This window comes from Stutzerimonas stutzeri, assembly GCF_002890915.1.
Lineage (GTDB): Bacteria > Pseudomonadota > Gammaproteobacteria > Pseudomonadales > Pseudomonadaceae > Stutzerimonas > Stutzerimonas stutzeri_AF.
In genome coordinates this window covers 199,010-223,098 of sequence record NZ_POUT01000007.1, presented here as the reverse complement: position 1 = coordinate 223,098, position 24,089 = coordinate 199,010, and the positions used below count along the sequence as shown (strand labels likewise).

Below are 24,089 nucleotides of genomic sequence, written 5' to 3'. Positions count from 1 at the left end.
TCAGTACACGTCATACTGAGTGTTGTGGACGTTAAATTTACCGGTTGGGGTAATCAACCTTTTGTCCTTGATCACTGTTTTGAGCTTCAGGGTCTTGTCATCGACCACCACGATGGCCGATTCATCCTCCTGACCGCTCCACACCGAGAACCACACCTCGTCGCCGGCTTCGTTGTACTCAGGCTGCACGACACGCTTGGCACCGTCCTTCAGACCGGCCCACTCGCCGATCGGCAGCACCTTGAAACCGGCCTCCAGGTTGTCGATGTCGAATACCGCGGCCGACTGGCTGACATTGGCATCCGGGTGGAAGGTGGTATCCAGGTACAGGTGCTTGGACTTCGGATGGGTCTTGATGAACAGCGAACCACCGCCCTGGCCCTTGAGGCTGTCGACGTGTTTCCAGGCGTATTGCGGGTGGTTCTTCGGATCGGTACCGATCAGCGAAATGCTCTCGTCGCCGAGGTGGCTGGTCGCCCAGACCGGACCGTATTTGGGGTGCGTGAAGTTGGCGCCACGTCCCGGGTGCGGGATCTTGCCGACTTCAACCAGCGCGCTCAGCTTGCGTTCCTTGGAGTCGACCACCGCCACCTTGTTGGAGTTGTTGGCCGCCGTCATGAAGTAGCGGTGCGTGCTGTCCCAGCCACCGTCGTGCAGGAACGGCGCGGCGTTGATGCTGGTGGTGGTGAGGTTGTCGATGTCCTTGTAGTTGACCAGCAGGATCTTGCCGGTTTCCTTGACGTTGACGATGAACTCGGGATGCTCGTGCGAGGCGATGATCGCCGCCACGCGCGGTTCCGGGTGGTACTCCTGCTTGTCCACGGTCATGCCGCGGGTGGAGACGATCTGCAGCGGTTGCAGGGTCTCGCCATCCATGATGGTGAACTGCGGCGGCCAGTAGTCGCCGGCGATCACGTACTTGTCCTCGTAGCCCTTGTACTTGGAGGTCTCCACCGAGCGCGCCTCGATACCCACCTTGATCTCGGCGACCTTGGTCGGCTCCTTGGCCCACAGGTCGATCATGTCGATCTTGGCGTCGCGACCGATCACCAGCAGGTAGCGGCCGGAGGCGGACATGCGCGAGATGTGCACGGCGTAGCCGGTATCGATGGTCTTGACGATCTTCTTGCTGCCGCCGTCGATCAGCGCGATCTTGCCGTCGTCACGCAGGGTGACGGAGAACAGGTTCGCCAGATCCAGATTGTTCATCTGCTTCTTCGGACGATCTTCCGGCTTGACCAGGACCTTCCAGGAGTTCTTCATCTCGGCCATGCCCCACTCCGGCGGAGTCGGCGGCGTGTGCTGGATGTACTTGGCCATCAGCGTGATCTGATCTTTGGTCAGCGAATTGGAGGTACCCCAGTTCGGCATGCCGGCGGGCGAGCCGTAGGTGATCAGCGCTTCCAGGTAGGCCTGGCCACGCTCCTGGGTGATGTCCGGGGTCAGCGGCTTGCCGGTCGCACCCTTGCGCAGCACGCCATGGCAGCCGGCGCAGCGCTGGAAGTAGATTTCCTTGGCCTGCTCGAATTCTGCGGCGTTCAGATCGGGTGCGCCGGGAGAACGCACGACCTGGGCGCTGGAGGGGTCGACGGCCGAGGCCTGGCCCTTGTAGGCGGCCTCGGCTTTGTCTTCCGGATTGTTCTGCGCCTGGGCGACGCCCAGAGCGAGCAACGAAAAGCCGGCTACAAGTCCGGCCAGTAGTGGTTTGCGCATACTGTTTCTCCTCTGAATCGCTTCATGCGATTCCTGCTAAGTGACGGCGGTGCGGCAATTCCCGGTGCTTGATTGGTGCGCTTGCATCCTAGGAGAGGCCAAATCGTCAAGCGCTTGACGACAATCAAGAGAACCCCCGAGACCCCACAAGCGTGACGCCTTGTCGCGGGGCAGCCGGCCGAACGTGGCACACGCCAACGCAAGGCGGGCGCCGCCTGGTCGCCAATTCCGCCGGGACTTGATCGCAATCAAGCTTTGCCGGCGGATGGCTTGAGCTGGGAACGCCGCGACCGGTAGCTTGGCGACAGATGCTTAACCAACTGCAGCAGTGAGGTATTGCCTGTGAATGCGCCTGAAATCCCAACTGCCACTGGCATGCCGGACGCGCCCTTCTATCAGCCGCTGGGCAACGAGGAGGTGCTGTTCGAGCAGGCCTGGCGCCACGGCATGCCGGTGCTGATCAAGGGCCCGACCGGCTGTGGCAAGACCCGCTTCGTGCAGCACATGGCGCACCGGCTGAACCTGCCGCTGTATACCGTGGCCTGTCACGACGACCTTTCCGCCGCCGACCTGGTCGGCCGTCACCTGATCGGCGCCCAGGGCACCTGGTGGCAGGACGGGCCGCTGACCCGTGCGGTGCGCGAAGGCGGCATCTGCTACCTGGACGAAGTGGTCGAGGCGCGCCAGGACACCGCCGTGGTGCTGCACCCGCTGGCCGACGACCGCCGCGAGCTGTTCATCGAGCGCACCGGCGAAGCGCTCAAGGCACCGCCGGGCTTCATGCTGGTGGTGTCCTACAACCCCGGCTACCAGAACCTGCTCAAGGGCATGAAGCCAAGCACCCGCCAGCGTTTCGTGGCGATGCGCTTCGACTACCCGCCGGCCGCCGAGGAGGAGCGCATCGTCGCCAACGAGGCGCAGGTGGATGCCGGGCTCGCGGCGCAGGTGGTCAAGCTCGGCCAGGCCTTGCGCCGGCTGGAGCAGCACGACCTGGAGGAAGTCGCCTCGACCCGCCTGCTGATCTTCACCGCGCGGATGATCCGCTCCGGGATGACGCCGCGACAGGCCTGCCTGGCCTGCCTCGCCGAGCCACTGTCGGACGACCCGCAGACCGTTACCGCACTGATGGACGTGGTCGATGTCCACTTCGGCTGAAATACTCGCCGCCCCCGGCCGGCGCTTGCCGGGCGACCTGGCGATGTGGTTCTTCATCCTCGCCGAGTTGAGCGTGTTCGCCATCCTGATCCTGGCCTTCGCATTCACGCAGATGTTCCATCCGCAGCTGTTCGGCGAGAGCCGTGCGGCGCTGGACAGTTCCATCGGCCTGGCGCTGACCCTCAGCCTGCTGACCTCCGGCTTGCTCGCCGCGCTGGCGGTGGAGCAGGTGCGCAAGGCCAAGCAGGGGCGCGCGGCGTTGCTGCTGCTCGTCGCGCTGGCGTCGGCCTGCATCTACGTGGTGCTCAAGCTCAATGAGTACGGGCACCTGGCCGGGCTCGGGCTGGATATCGAGCACAACACCTTCTTCACCCTGTACTGGATCCTCACCGGCTTCCATTTCCTCCACGTGCTGCTGGGCATGGTGATCCTCGCCTGGCTGGCCGAGCGCTGCCGCCGCCGCGCCTACCGGCCGGAGGAGCACAGCGGGCTGGAATCCGGGGTGCTCTACTGGCACATGGTCGATCTGGTCTGGGTGCTGCTGTTCCCCCTGGTCTACGTACTGAACTGATCAGGGCCGTTGACGACGAGGCAAGTGATGTCCGCTACCAAGACCCTGGTCGCCTGCTGGTTGGGGCTGGCCATACTGTCGATCTCCACCGTGCTGCTGGGCAGCGCCGGCTCGACCCTGCTGCTGGCCGGCGCCGTACTGCTCGCCGCGCTGGGCAAGGCCTGGCTGATCACCGAGGGCTTCATGGAATTGCGCCACGCGCCGCGACTGTGGCGCCTGCTGCTGCTCGGCTGGCCGCTGGCGATGGCCGCCGGCGTGCTGCTGGCGCTGCGCTAGCGTCACAACGCAGCCCATAGGGTGGGCTTCAGTCCACCAACGGCGATCAAGCGCAAGGTGGATCGGTGAGGCGTGATCCACCCTACGCAGGCCATGCCGGACCGCATGGCCAAGATCGCCCACCGCGGTCCAGCGCCTACGCACCCATTTGTTGTTTCCGATCAAGGATGGCGAGCGCGCCGTCGGAGATTCTGCAGCCATCGAATCACGCGTCACGCCCCGTTTTTGGCGCGTCATGAGGAGAGACGCTCATGTTGAGAATCAGCCATTACCTGCGCGCCCTGGCCCGGCCGACCCTGCCCGTACTCGGTGCCCGCAGCGCCAGCGGCACCCGACCACCGGTGGTGATCTGGAACCTGCTGCGGCGCTGCAACCTGACCTGCAAGCACTGCTATGCCACCTCCGCCGACAGCGAGTTCCGCGACGAGCTGGATACCGCCGAAGCGCTGAAGGTGATCGACGAACTGCAGGAGGCCGGCGTACGCGTGCTGATCCTCTCCGGCGGCGAACCGCTGCTGCGCGACGACATCTTCCAGCTCGCCGACTACGCCCGCGACAAGGGCTTCTTCGTCGCCCTGTCGACCAACGGCACGCTGATCGACGAAGGCAACATCGCACGCATCGCCGCGGCACGCTTCGACTACGTCGGCATCAGCATCGACGGGCTGGAAGCGGTGCACGACGAATGGCGCCAGCTCAAGGGCAGCTTCGCCGCCTCCATGCACGCCATCGACCTGTGCCGCCAGCACGACATCCGCGTCGGCCTGCGCACCACCCTGACGCAGAACAACTACCCGCAGCTGCCGGCCATTCTGGCGCTGATGCGCGAGCACGACGTGCAGAAGTTCTACCTCTCGCACCTCAACTACAGCGGCCGCGGCAAGCGCAGCCGCAAGGCCGACGCCCACCACCAGATGACCCGCGACGCCATGCGCCAGCTGTTCGAGCAGGCCTGGGACGACGTGCAGCACGGCCGCGAGACCGATTTCGTCAGCGGCAACAACGACGCCGACGCCATCCTCCTGCTGCAGTGGGTCGAGGAGCGCCTGCCCGAACACCGCGAGCGCCTGGAGCAGCTGCTGCGCGCCTGGGGCGGCAACGCCTCGGGCAGCGGCATCGCCAACATCGACAACATCGGCGACGTGCATCCGGACACCTACTGGTGGCAGCACACCGTCGGCAACGTGCGCCGCCAGCGCTTCCGCGACATCTGGCTGGAGGCTCCCGCACCGCTGCTCGAGCAACTGCGCCAGCACCCGCGCGCCGTCGGCGGACGCTGCGCCGAATGCCGCTGGCTGCCGATCTGCAACGGCAACACCCGCACCCGCGCCTGGGCCGAAGGCAATCTCTGGGGCGAAGACCCCGGCTGCTACCTCTCCGACGAGGAGATCGGCCTGCCGACGCCCGTGCGCATCCCCAGCATCGCCATCTGATCGATCAAAGCGGCCGCCACGTGCCGCAGCAAGCACTCCGTAAGCCCGATGAGAATTCAGGAGCACCGCATGGACCAGCCACTCACACTTCCCGCTTCGCTGAGCGCCACGTTCGCCCCCGGCGAAGTCGCTCTGGTCGGCGCCGGCCCGGGAGACCCCGGCCTGCTCACCCTGCGCGCCTGGAGTCTACTGCAACAGGCCGACGCCGTGGTCTACGACCGCCTGGTCAGCGACGACCTGATGGCCCTGCTGCCGGCGAGCTGCAGCCGCCACTACGTCGGCAAGACCAGTGGCTACCACAGCCTGCCGCAACCGGAGATCAACCAGCTGCTGGCCACCCTGGCCCGGCAGGACAAGCGCGTGGTGCGCCTCAAGGGCGGCGACCCGTTCATCTTCGGCCGCGGCGCCGAGGAGCTCGAATTCCTCCTGCAGCGCGGCATCGGCTGCCAGGTGGTGCCCGGCATCACCGCCGCCGCCGGCTGCAGCGCCTACGCCGGCATCCCGCTGACCCACCGCGACCTGGCCCACTCCTGCCAGTTCATCACCGGCCACCTGCAGGCCAACGGCGAACTGCACCTGCCCTGGGAAGCGCTGGCCCAGGGCGGCCAGACCCTGGTGTTCTACATGGGCCTGGCCAGCCTCGGTGAAATTTCGCGCAACCTGATCGCCGCCGGCCTGCCGGTGGACACGCCGGCGGCCCTGATCGGCAACGGCACCCGCCCGAACCAGCAGGTGGTGCGCTGCACGCTGCGGCAACTGCCGAGCATGGCCGACGAGCAGCAGCTCACCCCGCCGACCCTGACCGTGATCGGTCGGGTGGTCGGGCTGTTCGCCGAGCGCCAGGTCGAGCATCCGGCGCGTCTGCACGGCGACCCGCTGCCGGTAGCGGAGGCCCTATGCAACTGATGTCTGCCCTGCTGCTGGCCGCCGCGCTGCCGGCTGCCACCTTCGTCGCCCTCGACCTGGCCATCCCCCAGGCCGCCGCGGCCGACCTCCCGGCGAATGCCCAGGCGCTGTATGAACAGCACTGCCAAAGCTGCCACGGCGCCAACCGTCTCGGCGGTGCCGGCCCGGCGCTGCTGCCGGAGAGCCTCAGCCGGATCAAGCCCGCCGAGGCCCACAAGGTGATCCGCGAAGGCCGCCCGGCCAGCCAGATGGCCGCCTACGCCGACGTGCTGGACGAGGCGCAGATCGCCAGCCTGGTGAACTACCTCTACCAGCCACCCGCCACTCCGCCGAGCTGGAGCGACGCGGACATCCGCGCCAGCCACCGCCTGCTCGCCGACCTGGCCAAGCTGCCGACGACGCCGCAGCACGGCGCCGATCCGCTGAACCTGTTCGTCGTGGTGGAAGCCGGCGATCATCATGTGACCATCCTCGACGGCGACCGCTTCGAGCCGCTGACCCGCTTCCAGTCGCACTTCGCCCTGCATGGCGGACCGAAGTTCTCGCCGGACGGGCGCTTCGTCTATTTCGCCTCGCGTGACGGCTGGATCAGCCAGTACGACCTGCACAACCTGACCAAGGTCGCCGAAGTGCGTGCCGGGCTGAACACCCGCAACCTGGCGGTGAGCAACGACGGGCGCTGGGTGCTGGTGGGCAACTACCTGCCGGGCAACCTGGTGCTGCTCGATGCCCGCGACCTGTCGCTGGTCAAGCACATCCCCGCCGTGGGCGAGGACGGTACGCCGTCGCGGGTCAGCGCCGTGTACACCGCGCCGCCGCGTGACAGTTTCGTGGTCGCGCTGAAGGACGTGAAAGAGGCCTGGGAACTGTCCTATGCCGGCGAGCCGACCTTCGAGCCACGGCGGATCAAGGCGCGCGACTTCCTCGACGACTTCTCCTTCACCCCCGACTACAGCCACCTGCTGGCCACCTCGCGCCAGGCCCACGGCGGCCAGGTGATCGACCTCGACAGCGGCCAGGCGGTCACCGACATCCCGCTGCCGGGCATGCCGCACCTGGGCTCGGGCATCTACTGGAAGCGCGGCGGCAAGTGGGTGTTCGCCACGCCGAACGTCAGCCAGGGGCTGATCTCGGTGCTCGACCTGGAAACCTGGAAACTGATCAAGGAGATTCCCACCGAAGGCCCGGGGTTCTTCATGCGCAGCCAGCAGAACTCGCCCTACGCCTGGACCGACGTGTTCTTCGGGCCGAACAACGACGCCGTGCACCTGATCGACAAACAGACCCTGGAAGTCGCCCACACCTTGCGGCCGATGCCCGGCAAGAACGCCGCCCACGTCGAGTTCACCAACGACGGCCGCTATGCCCTGCTCAGCGTCTGGGACACCGAGGGCGCGCTGATCGTCTACGACGCCAACACCCTGGAGGAGATCAAGCGCATCCCGATGAACAAGCCGTCCGGCAAGTACAACGTCGGCAACAAGATCGAGTTCGCCGAAGGCACTTCGCACTAGGGCTGTTGCCCTTTCGTCGCACGCCTGGTTGCCGAGCACTGCAGCCAGGCGCAGCGCAACCGTCATACAATTGCCGGTCAAATCATTTTCATTGCACTGAAGGCCCGCCCATGGACATCGATCTCGCCCGCACCTTTCTCGAGATCATCCGCAGCGGCAGCTTCATCGCCACCGCCGAGCGCCTGCACGTCACCCAGACCGCCGTCACCGCACGGGTGCAGAACCTGGAGAACCAGCTCGGCTGCCGGCTGTTCGTGCGCAACCGCGCCGGCGCCCGGCTGACGGCCGACGGCGAGCGCTTCGTCGCCTATGCCCACCAGCTGGTACAGACCTGGGAAGCGGCGCGGCGCGACCTGCCGCTGCCACGCGGCTATGGCGAACTGCTCACCCTCGGCTCCGAGGTGAGCCTGTGCAATCCGTTGATGCTGGCCTGGGTGCAGCGGCTGCGCCAGGAGCTGCCGGGCCATGCCCTGCGCAACGAGGTGGCCAGCGACAGCGAGCTGCAGCACAAGCTCGACCTCGGCGTGCTGGATGCCGCGCTGGTGCACCAGCCGGAATACCTGCCCGGCCTGCAGGTGGAGCAGCTGCTGGAGGAAAAGCTGATCCAGGTGGTGCACAGCCGCGAGCCGGCCCCCTACCTCTACGTCGACTGGGGCCCGACCTTCCGCAAGCAGCACGACCAGGCGCTCCCCGAGCATCGCCGGGCCGCCCTCAGCTTCAGCCTCGGCCCGCTGGCGCTGCAGTACCTGCTGCAATGCGGCGGGCGCGGCTACTTCCGTACCCGGGTGGTGCAGCGTTATCTGGACGAAGGCATCCTCAAGCGCGTCGAGCAGGCGCCGGAATTCAGCTATCCGGTCTATCTGGTGCATGCCCGCGCCAGCGAATCGCCGGCGCTGCTCACAGCGGTGGAGCTGCTGCGCGAAGTGGCGCGCGACGAATACGACTGGTCGCGCTGGTACTACGAGCTCTGACGCGCGCCCGGCTCAGTCCGGCAGGTGCTTGAGCCAGTTGCGATACAGCGCGGCGATCAGATCGGTCTGGGTGATCATGCCCACCAGCAGCCCCTGCTGGTCGACCACCGGCAGGCAGTGCAGACCGCGGTCGGAGAGCAGGTAGACCAGCTCGACCATGTGCGTGTCGGCCGTCACCGAAATCACCGGCGCACTCATGATGGCGCGCAGCTTGGTGCCACGCAGGAAGCGCAGCTGGCCGAAGCTCAGCCGCCCCGGGCGCGGATGGAAATGCTTGAGCAGGTCCACCAGGGTGACGATACCGACCAGCTCGCGGCCCTTGCCCACCACCGGCAGGCAGCGCAGGCGGTGACGCTGCAGCGTCTGCCAGGCCTCGCCGATGAAGGTGTCCGGCGTGTGCCAGTGCAGATCGCGGGACATGATGTCCGCCGCGGTGATCTCGCCCATGCTGCGGCGCAGCGCATGCTTCTCGGTCTGCTTGAGCAGCCGCTCCAGGTCGTCCCGGGTCACGTCGACATACTCGCCGAAATCGCGCAGCGCACGGTCGAGGTCGTCGGGGCTGAAACTCATACGCTCGCCCGGCAGGGGGTCGCGGGTGTGGTGCAGGTTCTCCCGCGGCAACCGCGGTTTCGGGTAGGCATGGCGGGTCAGGTTGTTGTAGAGCAAGGCCACGGCCAGCAGCAGCAACGAGTTGAACGCCACCGGGTAGAGCAAGCCGTAGCCCAGCCGATGGATCTCCGGGCTGCCCACCACCGCCACCAGCGCCAGCGCCACGCCCGGCGGATGCAGGCAGCGCAGACCGAACAGACAGACCAGCACCAGGCAGACGCACAGTGCCGTCGCGACCATCGGCGGCAGGCCGCCGAGGCCCAGGCTGATGCCGATCAGGGTGGCGACCAGATTGCCGCCGAGTACCGACCAGGGTTGCGCGAACGGGCTCGACGAAGCGGCGAACACCAGCACCGCCGAGGCGCCGGCCGGGGCGATGAGCTGCAGCGTCAGGCTCACGCCGAACAGCCCGAAGCCACTGCAGAGCGTCAGCAGCATGACGATGGCGATGCCGATGGCGGCGCGTATCCATTCTTTCGGTGGGGCGTTGAGCGGAGCGGGAACGAAGGAGCGGAACCAGTCGATGAGGTTGTCGTGCATGTGTCCTGCTTGATCGGTGCAGCGGAAGGCGAGCAATGCGCCCCCCGCAAACGTCCATCCCTGGACCAGAGGAGCATTACATAAACAGACGCCCCGCGTGATTCGCATGCACCGTTGCGGCAGATTGCCACACGACAGGACGTCCGAGCATTGTCGGCGGGGTCTTGGATAATCTCTAACGAATAGTTTTGCTGACATACAGCAAATAAAGTGATTTCAAACGAGTTTATAGGCAGCTTTCGGCCTGCAATCGCCGCGAGGGCGCGCCCCCACAGGTTCGGGCTGCGCTGGCTGCTTTTGTGGGAGGCCCGCCCTCGGGGCGATGCTTTTCGAGCTTCACGTTATAGCCTGAGCGCGGACGGCACCCAGGGCGATTCCGAATCGGCGGGTTGCAATTCTCGCCCTACGCTGCCGCCGCGCTAGCGGCCCGCTCGTATTGCTCGATCACCGCGGTGACGATGCGCATCACCTCCAGGTTGGCCTCCTCCATCCGCCCGAGATGCCCGAGCGCCACCTCCAGGGCGTCCGCGCTGAATGCCTTCAGCGCCGCCTGGCCCTGCTCGTGCACCGCGGTGTGCGGCCGCTCGATCTCGCGGAAATGATCCAGCCCCTGAACCTCGCGATTGCCTTCGCCGTAGTACCAGCGCCCGAACCGGCATTCGCGCTCGCCAGGCAATTGCACGACGGCCTGTCGGTCGTTGCCCAGCAGGTGATTGTAGACCACGAATTTCAGCGACAACTCGTCGAGGTTGGCCAGCTCGACACCAGCCCGCAGGGACGAACGCTCGATGCCGCTGCGCATGCTGCCGGCCAGCCGGTGCAGGTTGCGCATGGCATCCACCGCCGCCTCGGTGGTGCGGCTGAAACCCTGGGCATGAGTGCCCTGCAGCTGGATGTAGGCGTGCACGTGCTGGATCTCGTCCTGCACCTCGCCAATCTTGCGCACGATGTCGTCGGTGGCCAGGGCGGTCTTTTCCGCCAGGCTGCGGATTTCCCCGGCGACCACCGCGAAGCCGCGCCCGGCCTCGCCGGCGCGCGCCGCCTCGATCGCCGCATTCAGCGCCAGGAGGTTGGTCTGGCTGGCAATGCCGCTGATGAGGTCGACGATGCCGTTGATCTCCTTGGACCGTGCGGCCAGGGTATCGACCTTGAGCGAGGCCTGCGCCAGGCCGCTCTCCATTTCCGCGGCCTTGTCCTGCAGCTCGCCGAAGTGCTTCTGGTTGCTCAGCGCTGCGACCGCCACCTGCTCGGCCCGCGCGCGGTTCTCGCCCAACTGCCCGGTGAGGTATTCGAACGAATCGCCCAGATGCGTCACCGAAGTGCTGAAGCGGATCAGGTTGCCGGACACCCCGCGGTAGTAGTCGAGCTGTCGCTGGCTGCGCCGGTTGGCCTCCTCGGCCGTGGCCAACGCCTGCTCCAGCGCCGCGACGCGTGCCGCCTGCGCGGCGTTGGCGGCCTGCAGTTCAGCCTGCTCGCGCTGCAGCCGGCGCGCCGTGCTTTTCCATTGGAACCACATGCCTCACCCCCGCTTCAGCTCACGGTATAGCCGTTGTCCACCACCCAGTCCTGGCCGTAGACGCCGCGAGCGCCTTGCGACAGCTGGAACAGGATGACGTTGGCGACCGCCGCGGACTCGAGGAAGTGCCCCGGCAGCAGCCGTTGGGTGACGCCTTCGGCAACGCCTTCGAGCTGATCGTCGCTCAGCCCCAGCGTGCCCCAGATGGCGGTGGCGGTCGGCCCGGGCGAAACCATGTTGATGCGCACGTCCAGCGGCGCGAACTCGACCGCCAGGGTCCGTGCCTGGGCCGCCAGCGCCGCCTTGCTGGCGATGTACGCCGCCAGGCCGGGAAAGCTCGAACGGATCAGGAAGGTGCCGACGAATACCACCGAGGCGGGCTTGGCCAGCTCGTTGCGCAGCGCCGCGAAGGTATTCAGGGCACCGGCGCCATTGACCCGCCACTGCCGGTCGAACGCCGCCATGTCCAGGCCATCGGCCAGTTCCGCGATGCCGGCATTGGGCACCACGTAGTGCACCGGCCCCAGCTCGGCCGCGCGCCGGCAGAGCTGGCGCAGGTCGTCGGCCGAGGTGACGTCGCCGGCCAGCCAGTACAGCTGCTCGGGGTGGGTTTCCATCAAGGGTTCGAGGCCACCGAGGCTGCGCGACATCGCCAGCACCCGCGCGCCCCGCTGCAGCAGCGCCGCGCATAGCGCCAGACCGATACCCGAACTGGCGCCGGTAACCACTGCCAGACGATCCTGAAACTCGCTTTTCATCATCATCTCCGATGCTCGACGCACGCCGAGTCGCAGGCTGCCCCGGATGAGGCAGCGGTATTGAAGTGGGACGTAAATGGACGGGCGCGCCGGGCGCCCGCCGGTTTGCTCGATCCGCTCAGCCCGGATGCCCATCCACGCGGGGCGCGACCAGCATCGGCGCGTAGCGCCAGGCGTACAGGGCGAAGGCCAGCGCCCAGCAACCCGCCGCCAGCCAGAGGCCGCCGACCGGCCAGGCCACCGAGACGAACACCCGTGCCGCGGTGCCGAGGTTGAGCAGGATGAAGGCCGCGACGATGCCCGGCGGCAGCTGCAACGGCCGGCCAGTGTGGCCGAGCGTGACGCGGGCGATCATCGCCAGGATCAGGCCGCTCATCGAGCCGACGGTCAGCGCATGCAGCGCGGGGCTGGACTGAGCCAGCAGGCCGAAATGCCACAGCGCCAGGCCGAAGGCCGCCACCACCAGCCAGAGCATCGCCACGTGCAACGACCACAGCAGCGGGACGTTCCAGATGCCCTTGTCGTACCAGCGCGCCAGCCGCAGCAGATGACCCGCGCCGATGGCGAGGAACAGTACGCCCAGCAGCGGCTGCGCCTGCAACGCCAGGCCCACGGCATGCAGCACGGCGATCACGCCGGTCCCGACCAGCAGTGCGATATCCAGCCAGACCCAGGGTTTGATCGCCTCGACCTTGCCCAACCCGCGCTGGGTGAAGAACGGGATCACCCGGCCACCGATCAGTGCCATCAGCGCCGCCACCAGCCACAAGCCGGCCAGCACGCCCTGGCGCTGCAGGCCGTCGTCGCCCTGCAGCAGGCCGACCAGCATCAGCGCGTCGGCACCGAGCATCAGCGACAGCACTATCACGATGGGGTAGTTGCGTTTCTGCCGGACGGCCCAGAGCATCCGCGCCATCATCCCGGCGAGCGCCAGCAGGAACAGCAGGTCCAGCGGCGCCAGCCAGCCGGCCGGCAAGCCGAACAGCCAGCCCAGCCGGGCCGCCAGCCAGACCAGCGCAAGGCCCATCAGGCGATGGCCGGAGGGTGCCGCCTGGCCGGTCCAGGTCTGCACCGCGGTCAGCAGAAAGCCGGCGACGATGGCCATGGCGAAGCCGAACAGCATCTCGTGCCGGTGCCAGGCGAGCCAGCCGCCGGTGGGCTGCAGGCCCGGCCACAGACCGGTCCAGGCCGCAACCCAGAGGGGGATCGCGAGCAACGCATAGACGCTGCCGGCGAGGAAGAAGGGGCGAAACGCGAGCCGCCAGACGGGCGGGATACTCAGGGCTTTTCGCCGATCGATAACGTGCACGGAAGGCCTCCCAGAACTCTCTTCGCTGCCGCATGCCCGGCATGCCGGCGCAGCCGCGCCCTCCGGACTGGGGGCGCTGGCTACTTTTTACAGGTTAGGAGCCCTGCGCAGACTTGATTGCAATCAGCTTTTTTTCGAGACGGGTGAGAAGTGACAATCGGTCGGAAGTGCCCGGAGGGCGGCTGCACCAGTGCAGTGCAGCACGATCGCTTTCGGCTCCCGTGGAAGCTCGGCGCTGGAGGATGCTCCCGCAGTTACGGGCAGGGCGCGCCGCCTAGCGGTTCGGTACGGGCCGGGCCGCTTTTGCGCAAGGCCCGGCCTCGGGGTGAAGGCTTTCCCATGGAGCGGGATACAAGCCGCCCTACTTCAACTCCTGCTTGACCGTATCGGTCTGAGCCGTGGTTTCGCCGTCGTTCATCGACTTGCGAAAGCCGCTGATCGCGCTGCCCAGGTCCGAACCCAGGCCACGCAGGCGCTTGGTGCCGAACAGCATGACGACGATCAGGAGAATGATCAGAAGTTGCCAGACGCTGATGCCCATCATTTTTGCTTACCTCGGTGTGTTGAACGGCGGGTCAGTGACCCGCGTGATCCTGATTGTGCGCAGCGGCCGGCATATGGCCGTGCATGTCGCCATGCTGCATGCGCGCCGCTTCCTGCAGCAGCGTCTGGTCGATCTCCGCGAAGCGCAGCACGCGCCCCCCATGCAGGCTGGCGAGCGCCTTGGCGTCCTTCTCCTCGGCGAAACTGGCGAGGGTGGCGCCCATGGCGCTCTTGAGCGAAGTGCCGACGACATAGTAGGCGCTGGTCGCATCGATCAGGTGCTCGTCGTTCGGATGCTCCCACACGCTGCGCCCCATGTCGTGGACGTACAGCTTGGCATCGAGCCGGCGGTTTTCCGGCTGCAGCCACCAGCCGAGCATCTCGGCGGTGGAACAGAACTTCTTCACGCCGCCCTTCTCCACCGCCTGGCCCTTGGGCCCGGGGAAATCGCTGATGATCATGCCGCACACGTGGCATTCGTCGCTGTCGTGGAAGGCCACCGGGTCGAGCCGCTGCTGGACTTCTTCCTTTTCGCCGCAGGCCGCGAGGCCCAGGCCCAGCATCAGAACGAGCAGCGCGCGGACGCCAGTGTGGTACAGCCGAGTCATATTCGTCTCCTTGAGAATGCACATCACGCCAGGCGCCGCCGGAAAATCCGGTAGGCCAGCAGCAGCGACACCCCGGCCCAGGCCAGCAGGCACAGCCAGAGCACGGCGCCGGGCACCGGCAGGTCGCTGCCCAGCGACAGCACGCCCATGGCGCTGCCGCTGCCTTCGAAGCCGGACAGGTTGATCAGCCGGTAGATGTCGGTGGGGTTGAGCAGCAGCAGCCAGGGCAGCAGCTCGGGGTTGAACTTGCCTTCGCTGAGCACCAGCAGCGCCAGCAGCACCAGGTCGAAGACCAGCACGAAGAGGAACCACACGCCGAGCGCCAGCCCGGCGGCGCTGGACTTCTCGTTGACCTTGCCACTGAGCACGTAGGCCAGGGCGAGGAACACCCAGCCGAGCAGCGTCGAGGACAGCATGAAGCGGCCGAAGGCCCAGAGCAGCAGACCCAGCTCGATGTCCTCGACCAGCACGGCGATCGCCAGCGCGGCGCAGCCGAAGCCGATCAGCACCGCCAGGGCGAGGATCAGCCCATGGCCGACGAACTTGCCCAGCAGGATCTGCCCGCGCCCCAGCGGATAGGTCAGCAGCAGCATCAGCGTGCCGCCCTCGTCCTCGCCGACGATGGCATCGTAGGCCAGCAGCAGCGCGATCAGCGGCATCAGGAAGGTGGCCAGGCTGGCCAGGCTGGCGATGGTCGCCGGGATCGAGGTGAACCCCAGCTGGCCGGACGCCGCGGCGCCGAGCCAGGCGATGCCCACCGCGAGCACGGCGAACAGCAGGCTGATGGCGAGCAGCCAGCGGTTGCGCAGGCCGTCGCTGAGTTCCTTGCGGGCGATGTTCCACACCTGGTTCATGCTCTGCCCTCCTGGGCGCGCACGTCGCCGGCGCGCTCCATGTAGTAGCGGTACAGGTCCTCCAGCGAGGGCTGGTGGATCTCGATGTCCTCCGGCGCGCCCTCGCCGAGCAGCTGGCGCAGCAACACCAGCTTGTGGCCGTTGACCGCCACCACTTCGATGCTCGACTCGCTGAGCCCACGCGCGCTGTGGCCGGCGTCGTTCCAGCGGCGCAGCCAGCTATCCCGCTCGCTGATGCCGCTGGCACGGATACGCACCGGCAGGCCGGCCTCGGCGCGCAGCTGCGTCAGGCTGCCCACCGCCTGCAGGCGGCCCTTGGCGAGGATCGCCGCGCGGTTGATGTGCGCCTCGACCCCCGGCAGCACGTGGGAGCAGAGGATGATGCTGGTGCCGCGCTGGCGCAGGCGGTCGATCAGCAGGTAGAGGTCCTGGGTGGCGATGGGGTCCAAACCCACCGTCGGTTCGTCGAGCAACAGCAGCCGCGGCTCGCCGAGCAGCGCCTGGGCCAGGCCGAGGCGCTGGCGCATGCCCTTGGAATAGGTCTTCACCCGGCGGTCGGCGGCGTGCGCCAGGCCGACCTGCTCAAGCAGCTCGTCCACCTGGCTCACTGCGGCGCCCTTGAGGCGGGCGAAATGGCGCAGGGTCTCGCGGCCGGTGAGTTGCGGATAGAAGGTGACGTTCTCCGGCAGGTAGCCGAGCTGGCGGCGCACCTGCGGATCGTTCGGCGCGCGGCCGAGCACCCGCACCTGCCCCACGCTCGGCGCGAGCAGGCCGAGGATCAGCTTCATGCTGGTGGTCTTGCCGGCGCCGTTGTGGCCGAACAGCCCCAGCACTTCTCCCTCGCCGAGGTTCAGATTCAAATCGTGCAGCACGGTCATGCTGCCGTAACGCTGGCTTACGCCCTGGATCTCGACGGCGTTCATGACGTTGGTTCCTGGTTTTCGATTAGGAGACTTTCGGTCGGCAGCTTCATCAATGGATGGCTGTCCTGCACCCCGGGCGACTTGAGCACCGGAAAGGCCCGCTGTACCCAGCGCAGCACCTCGATGCTCGGGCTGTTCATCAGCAGGCGTACCTGCGGGTACAGCCAGAGCAGGCGGTCGACGTTGTCGTTGGGCTCGTAGGCCACGTCGCCGAGGCCATCGTCGTTGCGGTCCCAGCCCAGGTAGTCGCTCCAGTAGTTACCGCGACCGTCCACCGACCATTCCTGGTTGCGGGTGGCGACGTACTTGACCTGTTGCTGGTTGCCGATGAAGGCGTTGCCGGAGATGCGATTGTCCTCCGATCCGGCAGTGAGATGGATGCCCAGGCCGCTGCGGGCTAAATGGTTGTGTTCGATGGTGTTGAACAACGAATTGTAGATGAACAGCGCCTTGCCCTCGCCGCCGCTGATCATGCTGTCACCTTCGGTATCGCCGCGCTGCACGTCGCTGACGAAGTTGTCGCGGATGGTCGAGTAGGTGATGTAGTTCATCAGGATGCCGTAGTTCTGGTCATGCTCGGAGCGGTTGCCGGTCACCGTCAGCTTGCGGCTCTGCATCAGCGCGAAGCCGGTGCGGGTGCGGCGGGTGATGTTGCCGATCACGCTGTTGTCGTTGGCGAACATGTAGTGCACGCCGTAGCGCAGGTCCTCGAGGACATTGCCCTCCAGGTGGTTGCCGTTGGAGGTATCGATATAGATGCCGTCGCGCGTATCGCGCACATGGTTGCCGACGACCCGGGCGCCATGCACCGCATACAGGTGGATGCCGTTGCCGCGATCCTGCGAGCGCACGCTGGCGTCGCCGACGATGCGGTTGCCGATCACGCCGACGTCCTGCGTGCCGTCGACCCAGATGCCGAAGCCAGCGCCTTCGAGGCGGTTGTCGCGGATCACCGCGCCCCGCGCCCCGGCGGTGATGAACACGGCCGCATTCATTTCGGTCAGGTCGCGGCCCCAATCGAGCAGGGTGCAGCCTTCGACGGTCACGTCGGGCGCGTTGATGGTCAGCGCGTTGCCGGCGCCCTGCGCGCGGATGATCGCACCGGGCTCGCAGCGCAGCTGCAGCGGCTGGTCGATATGGAACTGGCCGGCATACTCGCCGGCGGGCAATCGCCAGTGATGGTCACCCTCGGCCTGCAGCGGCAGAGCGGTGATCGGTTGCGGCGCCGCCTGGGCCACGCCGCCGAGAAACAGGAGCACCAGAAGTGCCAGGGGTTGAAGCACTGGTTGGAGCACTGCGTTTACCTTCTTTCTATCTGCCGGTTTGCGTATAGCAACTGTTTTTGTAGGAGCCGGCTTGCCGGCGATGCTCTTGGCTGATCGCCGGCAAACCGGCTCCTACAGGTTCGATTGGCAAACCGCAGCTTTTCATCCTCTGGAGGGGGCCGCGGCCACAGGCTGCGACTCCCCTTGCCCAGACAGGACTCAGGCCGGCTCGACCATCATGCGGCCGACCATTTCCATGTGCAGCGCGTGGCAGAACCAGCTGCAGTAGTACCAGTGCAGGCCGGGCTTGTCGGCAACAAAGGTAACGGAAGAGGTCTGCTGCGGGCTGATCTCCATACTCACACCATGGTTGACCATGACGAAGCCGTGGGACACGTCCTCGATCTGGTCGATGTTGGTGATGGTCACGGTGACTTCGTCGCCCTGCTTGACGGTGAACTCGGTGACGCCGTACGCCGGCGCCATGGAGGTCATGTACACGCGCACCTTGTTGCCGTCACGGATGACCTTGTTGTCGGTATCCAGGTTGATGCCGTCCTTCTTGGCCATGGCCACGGTCGGCGCGAAGTACGGATCGTTGCGGTCCCAGATCTTGCGGGTCTTGATCTGGTCGCGACGGGCCATGATGCAGTCGTGCGGCTCGGCGAAGGTCGGGCCGTCATGCACCAGCTTCATCTCGTCGCCGGAGATGTCGATCAACTGGTCGTTTTCCGGGTGCAGCGGGCCGGTGGGCAGGAAGCGGTCCTTGGAGAACTTGCACAGCGCCACCAGCCACTTGCCATCGGCTTCGCTGGTTTCGCACAGCGAGGCGTGCAGGTGGCCCGGCTGGTAGTGCACGTCGAGCTTCTGCTTGATGTAGTTGACCTTCTCGCCCTTGTAGGCGCGGCGGGCCTCCTCCATGTTCCACTTGACCACCTGGCTGTCGATGAACAGCGTGGTGTAGGCGTTGCCGCGGCCGTCGAAGGTGGTGTGCAGCGGGCCGAGACCCAGCTCGGGCTCGCCGACGACCACGTCGCGCGGGTCCTTGAGCTTGCCGGCGAACAGGTCGGGCAGCATGTCGATGGCGATCATCGACACGGTCGGCGACAGCTTGCCGTTGGCGATGAAGTACTTGCCATCGGACGAGGTGTTGCAGCCGTGCGGGTTCTTCGGCACCGGCACGTAGCGGGTGAACGCGCTGTCGTTGCCGTTCTTCTTGCGACCGTCGAGCACCGGCACCTTGGAGTCGCCCAGGGTAACAAACTTGCCGTCCTTGACCGCTTTCTCGGCAGCATGGATGTCGAACACCACCACCCAGTCGCGCTCGTTGCGCATCATGCCGCCCAGGTCGAAGGCCTTCTCCGAGTTGTAGCAGGTGGCAGCAGCGAAGCGACCGGTGTAGTCGGCATCGGTGTTATCGAGGTTGCCGTCGACGATGATCTGGAAGGCCATCTCCATCTTCTCGGCGTCGATGACGTTGTACATCGTGTAGCTGTTCTCGTCCTGCAGGTCGAAGACCTTGCCATCGTTCGGATGCGGAATCACGAACTCGGCATTGGCGAAGACATACTTGGTGTGCGGCACCTTCTGCAGGCGCAGACCGTGGATCGCCTGGCAGTTCGGCACGGTCAGGATCTTGTCGCACTTCATGATGTCCAGACGGATGCGCGCGACACGGGTGTTGGCCTTGTCGTTGATGAACAGGTACTTGCCATCGTACTTGCCGTCGGTCATGGAGATGTGCGGATGGTGGCAGTCGCCGTTCTGGAACTTGGCGCTGTCGCCGAGGATGTGCTTGCTCTCGTTGGTCAGGCCCCAGCCGGTGGCGGAGTCGACGTTGAACACCGGGATGCGCATCAGCTCGCGCATCGACGGAATGCCCAGCACACGGACCTCGCCCTGGTGGCCGCCGCTCCAGAAGCCGTAGTACTCATCCAGCTCGCCCGGTGCGACATGGATCTTCTGCTGCGCGTCCTTGACCGCTGCGGCCCAGGTTTCGCGGCTCATCACCGCGCCGCCCAGCGCCGTGGCGGCAACCGCCGCTCCGGTTACCGCACTGGCGCCCAGGAAGCCGCGACGGCTGAGGCCGCCCTTCTCCAGCACCTCGGGATTGCTCTTGCTCTTGTCACTCATGGGGTTTCGCTCCTTTGGGACATCTCTTCAAACACGATCGATCGAGCGCCTCGCCGCCGGCGGCCGCTCAGGGTTCCACCACTTGCACTACGGGAATCAGGTCAGCGGATGTCGGCGCCTTCTTGTCGCGCTTCTTGCGCTTTTGCTTGTTCACCAGCGGCGGGCACTTGTGGTCGTTGTGGTAAGTCATCTGGCAATCGAGACAGTAGTGGCACTCGTTGGCGTTGATGTGACCGTCGGGGTGGATCGCCTGGATCTCGCACTCCTTGGCGCACAACTGACAGGGGGTGCCGCACTCCTTGCGCCGCTTGAGCCAGTCGAACAGGCGCAGCTTGGTCGGGATCGCCAGCGCCGCGCCCAGCGGGCAGACGTAGCGGCAGTACACCTTGCGGGTGAAGACGTTGATCACCAGCAGGAACACCGCGTAGGCGACGAACCACCACTGGCGGTCGAACTTGAGCATGACCGCGGTCTTGAACGGCTCCACCTCGGCCGCCTTCTCGGCCAGCATCATCGACTCCAGGGAGATGCCGAACAGCACCAGCAGGATGATGTACTTGATCGCCCAGAGCCGCTCGTGCACCGCGAAGGGCAGTTCGTACTGCGGGATCTTCAGCTTGCGCGCGGCCTCGTTGATCAGCTCCTGCAGCGCGCCGAACGGGCACAGCCAGCCGCAGAACACGCCACGGCCCCAGAGCAGGATGGTCGCCGCGGTGAAGGTCCAGATGATGAAGATCACCGGGTCGGAGAGGAACAGCTCCCAGCGGAAGTCCTGGAACAGCGCATGGACGAAGGTCAGCACGTTGACCACCGACAGCTGCCCCAGCATGTACCAGCCGATGAACAGCACGGTGAACAACAGGTAGCCACGGCGCAGCCAGTGCAGGAAGTGCGGCTTCTCGGTGAACTTGTCCTGCAGGAAGAGGATCACCGTCAGCAGCAGCAGCGCCGCGACGATCACGCCGATCTGGAAGCTCTTCTGGTACCAGATGTTCAGCCACATCGGCCGATTGGCTTCCTCGATGGCGGCCAGTTCCTCGGCGGTGGGTTGCGGCCGCTCGATGTAGGCCTCGGGCATCTGGTAGGGCAGTTCGAAGCTGGTGAACACGCCGCTGATCGGGCCGGTCTGGCGCCGCACCAGCAGCTCCAGGTTCCAGGGCGAGCCCGGGTCGAACGCCACGTGCTCGCGGACGATGAAGATCGCCATCTCGCTGAAGCCCGGCATGCCTTCGGCATAGACGTCGGACAGGCGGATGAAGTCCAGGTCGCGGAAGCTGATGATGTTGCCGAACTGGCGCAGCTGTACCCGATCGAAGATGCCGCCGCGCACGTAGCCCGAGCCCTTGAACGAGTAGTCGCCGCTGCCCAGCACGGCGATGGCGTGCTCGCCGGGCTTGAGCCCCTGCATGAGGTCGCGGTACTGGCTGTCGCCCAGCAGGTTGCGGCCGATGGTCGGCGGATTCAGGTGGGTGGCGTAGAGGTCGATGAAGGTTTCGCCGGCAGTCTCCGGCGAGGCCTCGTCGATGCCCTCGGCCTCGGTGCCCTTGAACGCCTCGTCGATCTGCCCGCGGGTCAGGTGCAGGCGGCGGATCGCACCGTTGCCGGTGAGTTCGCTCCAGCTGGCCGGCTGGTAGACGTCCTCGCGCACGCTGGCGGGCTTCGGCCGGGCGCTCGCGCCGGCGTCGATCAGCCCCAGCGACACGGCCACCTCATGGGCGGCGCGCATGACGATCTCGTTGATCACCATCACCGTGACGGTCGCGCCGGTCACCGCATCGATGGTCACCGCATTGCTGTCGCTGGAACGACCGACCACCACGCGCTGATCGGCCTTGATGCCGGCGTAATGCGCGTTGAAGTCGTGGACCTTTTGCTCGGGGATACCGATCAGCAGGATCGGCTCGTGGTGCTCGAGCATGTAGGCGTCCTTGATCGCCCCTTGCGGATCGAGCAGCACCTGCAGGTTGATCGGCTTGCCGGAGTAGGCCGGAATGTTGGTGACGTTGATGGTCTGGAAGGCATAGCCGAGGACCTCGTCACCCTTGCGCAGGGTGCGGACCTGGTAGTCGCCCTCGGGCTCGGAGATGCTCTGGGCATCGGGGAAGAATTGCTCGATACGCTGCTGCTCGGCCTCGTACACCGTGGCCTGTGCTGGCAGCACCGCAGCCATCATGGCCAGGAGAATGACGAGGCTTTTTCCCCATGAGAACAACGCGCCGGCGACAGAAAGCTGGGGCTTCATCAGGTTACCTACTTCCACTGCTCGATTGCGGCGCAATGGTAGGTGAGGCATTCGGCAAGCCCCCTTGACTGCAATCAAGGTCGCTCCCGAACCACGCCCGAACCAGCCGGACCATTGCCTTGCATCAATGAAACGCCTCAAATTGGTGCAATGCACCATTGGTGAGCATAGGCCATCGTGGCGAAAACGGGAGCGCCACGACCTGCGGCGACTCGTGGAGACAAGCGCCACGGCCAGCCCCGTGCCGATGCCACCTTATGCGGGCTCGCCGACATCCTTCGCCAGGCAGGTCTGGCGAAACTGGCTCGGTGACACACCGAAGCGCTCCTTGAACGCGGTGGCGAAGTTGGCCCCGCTGGTGAACCCCACCTCCTGACCGATAGCCTGAACCTCCAGGCTGGTCCCGGCGAGCAGCACACAGGCTTCCTTCATGCGCCCGACATGCTGCTGCTCTAGCACAAGTTTCGTGAACAGAGGCCAATTGACCGTGCCCTTGAAACAGTACACTCCTGCCCGGACTTGACAGCATAGGGAAGTGCTCATGGGGACGGATAACCTTAAAGACCCAACCTACCCGTTCGCCAGGAGCGGGGACTTGGATACCGACTGGAGGGCAGGCAGCATCGGCTACCGGGACTCCAGTTGGGAGATTGATCGGGGCTGGAGCCAGCAGGCCGAGTTGCCGAAGAGCAAGCCCGGTAACGGCGGTGCCTCCTTCGCCGCCTGGGAGGAGAAAGCCGAGGTCATACCCGAGCTAACGGACTGGCCGCCACCCGACATGCTCAAGCTCCCCGAGCCCCTGCCGCCTGGCTTCTACCTCGTGCCGCGCAGCATGTCCGGCGAACAAGTGCTCGCCAGGCTATTCGCCGACCAACCTCACTCACACCTGACCAACCGCATCAAGGCACTGAATCCCACCTTCGCCCAAGGTTTCAAGGCTGGGGAAATATTCGTCCTCGGTAACCTGCTCAATCCCTCTGCCTGCCTGCGCGAAGAGGCCGAGCTGATGGATGCGGCCACGAAGGTGCGCACCGCCTTAGAGCCGCTAAGCGAAGGCGAGGCTGACTTCATGGCAGCGCATCAGGCCGAAATCGCCTTGATGGTGAACGGCGCCAGCCAGTCACTGGGGATAGGCAAGGATGTCCTGGAAACGGGCCTGAAACAGATCACGGGCACCCTGCACGACCTCGAATTCCTGCATCAACGCGAGTTCGCCACGCATGGCCACCTGCAGAGCCCACGGTTCTTCGCCTCACGCCAACAACTGTACCGCCAGCTCGACGCCCAGTTGAAAGCGACCTTCCTCGGCAAACAGCTGGGGCTAGGCGACTACTCGACATTACGCCGCGATCTCGGCATCTCCACTCGCAGCCTGGTCCACCACTGGAGCAAAGGTGGAGGTCCCGGACAGATACCCGGCTACGCCACCCATATGGACGAGATTGCCAAGGCAGCCAAATATCTCAAGTACGGTGGTTATATTGGCTTTGCCCTGGGCGGTACGGCCTCGACTTTGAAGGTTCAAGAGGTATGCCGGGCAGGGGAAACCCAGGCCTGCCAGAAAATCCGCTTCACCGAGACGGGTGGTTTTGCCGGTGGGATAGGTGGCGGAACGCTTGCTGTGGGCATTGCCAGTCGTTTTGCGGCAGGGCCTATTTGTGCGGCTATCGGTTTGGGATCTGGCGGTATAGGCGGAATTGTGTGCGGCCTGGTCGTGGTCGGCGGCGCTTCAGTTGTGGGTGGGGCTGGCGGCGGAGCAGGTGGGGAGTGGATGGGGGAATTCTTGTACGAGCAAACTAGACCATGACTGCCTTCTGGACATCTTGGTGGGCATTCGCTTTTATGCTGGCACCCTTTGTAATCGGGGCCATTGGGCAAGCCATCACGGTCTATATGGTTTATCACGACCTAGACGAAATGAAAGCAGCTTTCCCGAACAGCCGCCATATTCGAAACCAGTTGAATATATGGGCTGGCCCTGGATTCATTGCGCGTTATATGCAGGTCAATGCCATAACAGGCGCCGTACTGCTTTCGGGTTTCTACCTGCGCCGTGGTGAGCTGGAGCCTGATGAAATAGAGAATTTTCCGACTCATCTTAAACCCCGGATGCTTTGGTCATCTTGGCTCTTGGGGATTGCTGCTGCTTGGCTATTTCTAGCGGTTGGCCTGCTCAAACTCACGAAAGGCTGAACGAATATCTCCTGAGCAAGAGGCCGCCCTGCCTTCGGGCAGGGCGGTCGCCATGCA

General features: G+C 65.6%; 22 protein-coding genes. 9 read left to right on the top strand and 13 right to left on the bottom strand.

All coding sequences use genetic code 11. The features are described from left to right. On the bottom strand, positions 1–1,713 hold the full coding sequence (gene nirS, locus CXK94_RS14050; RefSeq protein WP_102894811.1) for a nitrite reductase: 1,713 nt from the start codon (positions 1,711–1,713) through the stop codon (positions 1–3). 375 nt (positions 1,714–2,088) lie between these two features. Here nirS and CXK94_RS14045 point away from each other — a divergent pair, with 375 nt between their 5' ends. The 7 genes from CXK94_RS14045 to CXK94_RS14015 all read left to right on the top strand — a co-directional run bounded on the left by CXK94_RS14045 (position 2,089) and on the right by CXK94_RS14015 (position 8,539). Beyond that, positions 2,089–2,868 (top strand): CbbQ/NirQ/NorQ/GpvN family protein, encoded by a 780-nt coding sequence (locus CXK94_RS14045; RefSeq protein ID WP_102894810.1) that lies wholly within the window; start codon positions 2,089–2,091, stop codon positions 2,866–2,868. After that, positions 2,852–3,439 (top strand): cytochrome c oxidase subunit 3, encoded by a 588-nt coding sequence (locus CXK94_RS14040; RefSeq protein ID WP_037039942.1) that lies wholly within the window; start codon positions 2,852–2,854, stop codon positions 3,437–3,439. Before CXK94_RS14045 ends, CXK94_RS14040 begins: the two co-directional genes overlap by 17 nt. 27 nt (positions 3,440–3,466) lie before the next feature. Then, the gene (locus CXK94_RS14035; RefSeq protein ID WP_037039940.1) at positions 3,467–3,715 is read left to right on the top strand and encodes a cytochrome C oxidase subunit IV family protein; all 249 of its coding nucleotides are present in this window, start codon (positions 3,467–3,469) and stop codon (positions 3,713–3,715) included. 251 nt (positions 3,716–3,966) lie between these two features. Further along, complete coding sequence (gene nirJ, locus CXK94_RS14030) at positions 3,967–5,148, top strand: heme d1 biosynthesis radical SAM protein NirJ (protein ID WP_102894809.1); 1,182 nt, start codon at positions 3,967–3,969, stop codon at positions 5,146–5,148. A gap of 69 nt (positions 5,149–5,217) precedes the next feature. Beyond that, positions 5,218–6,054 carry a uroporphyrinogen-III C-methyltransferase gene (cobA, locus tag CXK94_RS14025; RefSeq protein ID WP_102894808.1) on the top strand — a complete coding sequence of 279 codons (837 nt, stop codon included), beginning with the start codon at positions 5,218–5,220 and terminating at the stop codon, positions 6,052–6,054. Next, the gene (locus CXK94_RS14020; RefSeq protein WP_102894807.1) at positions 6,045–7,568 is read left to right on the top strand and encodes a nitrite reductase; all 1,524 of its coding nucleotides are present in this window, start codon (positions 6,045–6,047) and stop codon (positions 7,566–7,568) included. The genes cobA and CXK94_RS14020 overlap by 10 nt, the downstream gene beginning before the upstream one ends. Before the next feature lie 110 nt (positions 7,569–7,678). Continuing rightward, entirely contained in the window at positions 7,679–8,539 is an 861-nt protein-coding gene (locus tag CXK94_RS14015; RefSeq protein WP_037039935.1) for a LysR family transcriptional regulator, read from the top strand. 12 nt (positions 8,540–8,551) lie between these two features. Here the strand turns inward: CXK94_RS14015 and CXK94_RS14010 are convergent, their stop codons facing one another. The 12 genes from CXK94_RS14010 to CXK94_RS22645 all read right to left on the bottom strand — a co-directional run bounded on the left by CXK94_RS14010 (position 8,552) and on the right by CXK94_RS22645 (position 22,271). Then, positions 8,552–9,688: an HPP family protein gene (locus tag CXK94_RS14010; RefSeq protein WP_102894806.1), complete on the bottom strand. Its 1,137-nt coding sequence runs from the start codon at positions 9,686–9,688 to the stop codon at positions 8,552–8,554. A gap of 403 nt (positions 9,689–10,091) precedes the next feature. Further along, positions 10,092–11,204, bottom strand: coding sequence for a methyl-accepting chemotaxis protein (locus CXK94_RS14005; RefSeq protein ID WP_102894805.1), 1,113 nt, complete (start codon positions 11,202–11,204; stop codon positions 10,092–10,094). 14 nt (positions 11,205–11,218) lie between these two features. Beyond that, entirely contained in the window at positions 11,219–11,962 is a 744-nt protein-coding gene (locus CXK94_RS14000) for an SDR family NAD(P)-dependent oxidoreductase (RefSeq protein WP_102894858.1), read from the bottom strand. A gap of 118 nt (positions 11,963–12,080) precedes the next feature. Continuing rightward, positions 12,081–13,271: an NnrS family protein gene (locus CXK94_RS13995; RefSeq protein WP_102894804.1), complete on the bottom strand. Its 1,191-nt coding sequence runs from the start codon at positions 13,269–13,271 to the stop codon at positions 12,081–12,083. Positions 13,272–13,632: 361 nt separating this feature from the next. Beyond that, positions 13,633–13,815 carry a twin-arginine translocase TatA/TatE family subunit gene (gene tatA / locus CXK94_RS13990; protein ID WP_102894803.1) on the bottom strand — a complete coding sequence of 61 codons (183 nt, stop codon included), beginning with the start codon at positions 13,813–13,815 and terminating at the stop codon, positions 13,633–13,635. 31 nt (positions 13,816–13,846) lie between these two features. Then, positions 13,847–14,422 (bottom strand): nitrous oxide reductase accessory protein NosL, encoded by a 576-nt coding sequence (locus CXK94_RS13985; protein ID WP_037039917.1) that lies wholly within the window; start codon positions 14,420–14,422, stop codon positions 13,847–13,849. Positions 14,423–14,445: 23 nt separating this feature from the next. Continuing rightward, the gene (locus CXK94_RS13980) at positions 14,446–15,276 is read right to left on the bottom strand and encodes an ABC transporter permease (RefSeq protein ID WP_037039914.1); all 831 of its coding nucleotides are present in this window, start codon (positions 15,274–15,276) and stop codon (positions 14,446–14,448) included. After that, positions 15,273–16,199: an ABC transporter ATP-binding protein gene (locus tag CXK94_RS13975; RefSeq protein ID WP_037039911.1), complete on the bottom strand. Its 927-nt coding sequence runs from the start codon at positions 16,197–16,199 to the stop codon at positions 15,273–15,275. Before CXK94_RS13975 ends, CXK94_RS13980 begins: the two co-directional genes overlap by 4 nt. Next, a complete protein-coding gene (locus CXK94_RS13970; RefSeq protein WP_102894802.1) occupies positions 16,196–17,494 on the bottom strand; it encodes a nitrous oxide reductase family maturation protein NosD in 1,299 nt (432 codons plus the stop codon). The genes CXK94_RS13975 and CXK94_RS13970 overlap by 4 nt, the downstream gene beginning before the upstream one ends. Before the next feature lie 189 nt (positions 17,495–17,683). After that, positions 17,684–19,597, bottom strand: coding sequence for a TAT-dependent nitrous-oxide reductase (nosZ, locus tag CXK94_RS13965; protein WP_102894801.1), 1,914 nt, complete (start codon positions 19,595–19,597; stop codon positions 17,684–17,686). Positions 19,598–19,664: 67 nt separating this feature from the next. Beyond that, the gene (gene nosR / locus CXK94_RS13960) at positions 19,665–21,839 is read right to left on the bottom strand and encodes a transcriptional regulator NosR (protein WP_102894800.1); all 2,175 of its coding nucleotides are present in this window, start codon (positions 21,837–21,839) and stop codon (positions 19,665–19,667) included. 255 nt (positions 21,840–22,094) lie between these two features. After that, positions 22,095–22,271 carry a helix-turn-helix domain-containing protein gene (locus CXK94_RS22645; RefSeq protein WP_256046019.1) on the bottom strand — a complete coding sequence of 59 codons (177 nt, stop codon included), beginning with the start codon at positions 22,269–22,271 and terminating at the stop codon, positions 22,095–22,097. Between the two features lie 163 nt (positions 22,272–22,434). On the opposite strand from CXK94_RS22645, the gene CXK94_RS13950 reads away from it, so the two are divergent. Together CXK94_RS13950 and CXK94_RS13945 are read left to right on the top strand one after the other, a co-directional pair. Continuing rightward, positions 22,435–23,646, top strand: a complete 1,212-nt coding sequence (locus CXK94_RS13950) for a hypothetical protein (protein WP_256046018.1) — start codon at positions 22,435–22,437, stop codon at positions 23,644–23,646. Further along, positions 23,643–24,032, top strand: coding sequence for a hypothetical protein (locus tag CXK94_RS13945; RefSeq protein ID WP_102894797.1), 390 nt, complete (start codon positions 23,643–23,645; stop codon positions 24,030–24,032). The genes CXK94_RS13950 and CXK94_RS13945 overlap by 4 nt, the downstream gene beginning before the upstream one ends. The last annotated feature ends 57 nt before the right edge of the window (positions 24,033–24,089 follow it).

Coding starts and splice junctions, on each gene's coding strand:
- CXK94_RS22645 (WP_256046019.1), bottom strand. CDS start 22,271: ATGAAGGAAGCCTGTGTGCTGCTCGCCGGGACCAGCCTGGAGGTTCAG.
- CXK94_RS14045 (WP_102894810.1), top strand. CDS start 2,089: ATGCCGGACGCGCCCTTCTATCAGCCGCTGGGCAACGAGGAGGTGCTG.
- nirS (WP_102894811.1), bottom strand. CDS start 1,713: ATGCGCAAACCACTACTGGCCGGACTTGTAGCCGGCTTTTCGTTGCTC.
- nosR (WP_102894800.1), bottom strand. CDS start 21,839: ATGAAGCCCCAGCTTTCTGTCGCCGGCGCGTTGTTCTCATGGGGAAAA.
- CXK94_RS13980 (WP_037039914.1), bottom strand. CDS start 15,276: ATGAACCAGGTGTGGAACATCGCCCGCAAGGAACTCAGCGACGGCCTG.
- CXK94_RS14005 (WP_102894805.1), bottom strand. CDS start 11,204: ATGTGGTTCCAATGGAAAAGCACGGCGCGCCGGCTGCAGCGCGAGCAG.
- tatA (WP_102894803.1), bottom strand. CDS start 13,815: ATGATGGGCATCAGCGTCTGGCAACTTCTGATCATTCTCCTGATCGTC.
- CXK94_RS14010 (WP_102894806.1), bottom strand. CDS start 9,688: ATGCACGACAACCTCATCGACTGGTTCCGCTCCTTCGTTCCCGCTCCG.
- CXK94_RS14000 (WP_102894858.1), bottom strand. CDS start 11,962: ATGAAAAGCGAGTTTCAGGATCGTCTGGCAGTGGTTACCGGCGCCAGT.
- CXK94_RS13945 (WP_102894797.1), top strand. CDS start 23,643: ATGACTGCCTTCTGGACATCTTGGTGGGCATTCGCTTTTATGCTGGCA.
- nirJ (WP_102894809.1), top strand. CDS start 3,967: ATGTTGAGAATCAGCCATTACCTGCGCGCCCTGGCCCGGCCGACCCTG.
- CXK94_RS13975 (WP_037039911.1), bottom strand. CDS start 16,199: ATGAACGCCGTCGAGATCCAGGGCGTAAGCCAGCGTTACGGCAGCATG.
- CXK94_RS14040 (WP_037039942.1), top strand. CDS start 2,852: ATGTCCACTTCGGCTGAAATACTCGCCGCCCCCGGCCGGCGCTTGCCG.
- CXK94_RS14015 (WP_037039935.1), top strand. CDS start 7,679: ATGGACATCGATCTCGCCCGCACCTTTCTCGAGATCATCCGCAGCGGC.
- CXK94_RS13985 (WP_037039917.1), bottom strand. CDS start 14,422: ATGACTCGGCTGTACCACACTGGCGTCCGCGCGCTGCTCGTTCTGATG.
- nosZ (WP_102894801.1), bottom strand. CDS start 19,597: ATGAGTGACAAGAGCAAGAGCAATCCCGAGGTGCTGGAGAAGGGCGGC.
- CXK94_RS14035 (WP_037039940.1), top strand. CDS start 3,467: ATGTCCGCTACCAAGACCCTGGTCGCCTGCTGGTTGGGGCTGGCCATA.
- cobA (WP_102894808.1), top strand. CDS start 5,218: ATGGACCAGCCACTCACACTTCCCGCTTCGCTGAGCGCCACGTTCGCC.
- CXK94_RS14020 (WP_102894807.1), top strand. CDS start 6,045: ATGCAACTGATGTCTGCCCTGCTGCTGGCCGCCGCGCTGCCGGCTGCC.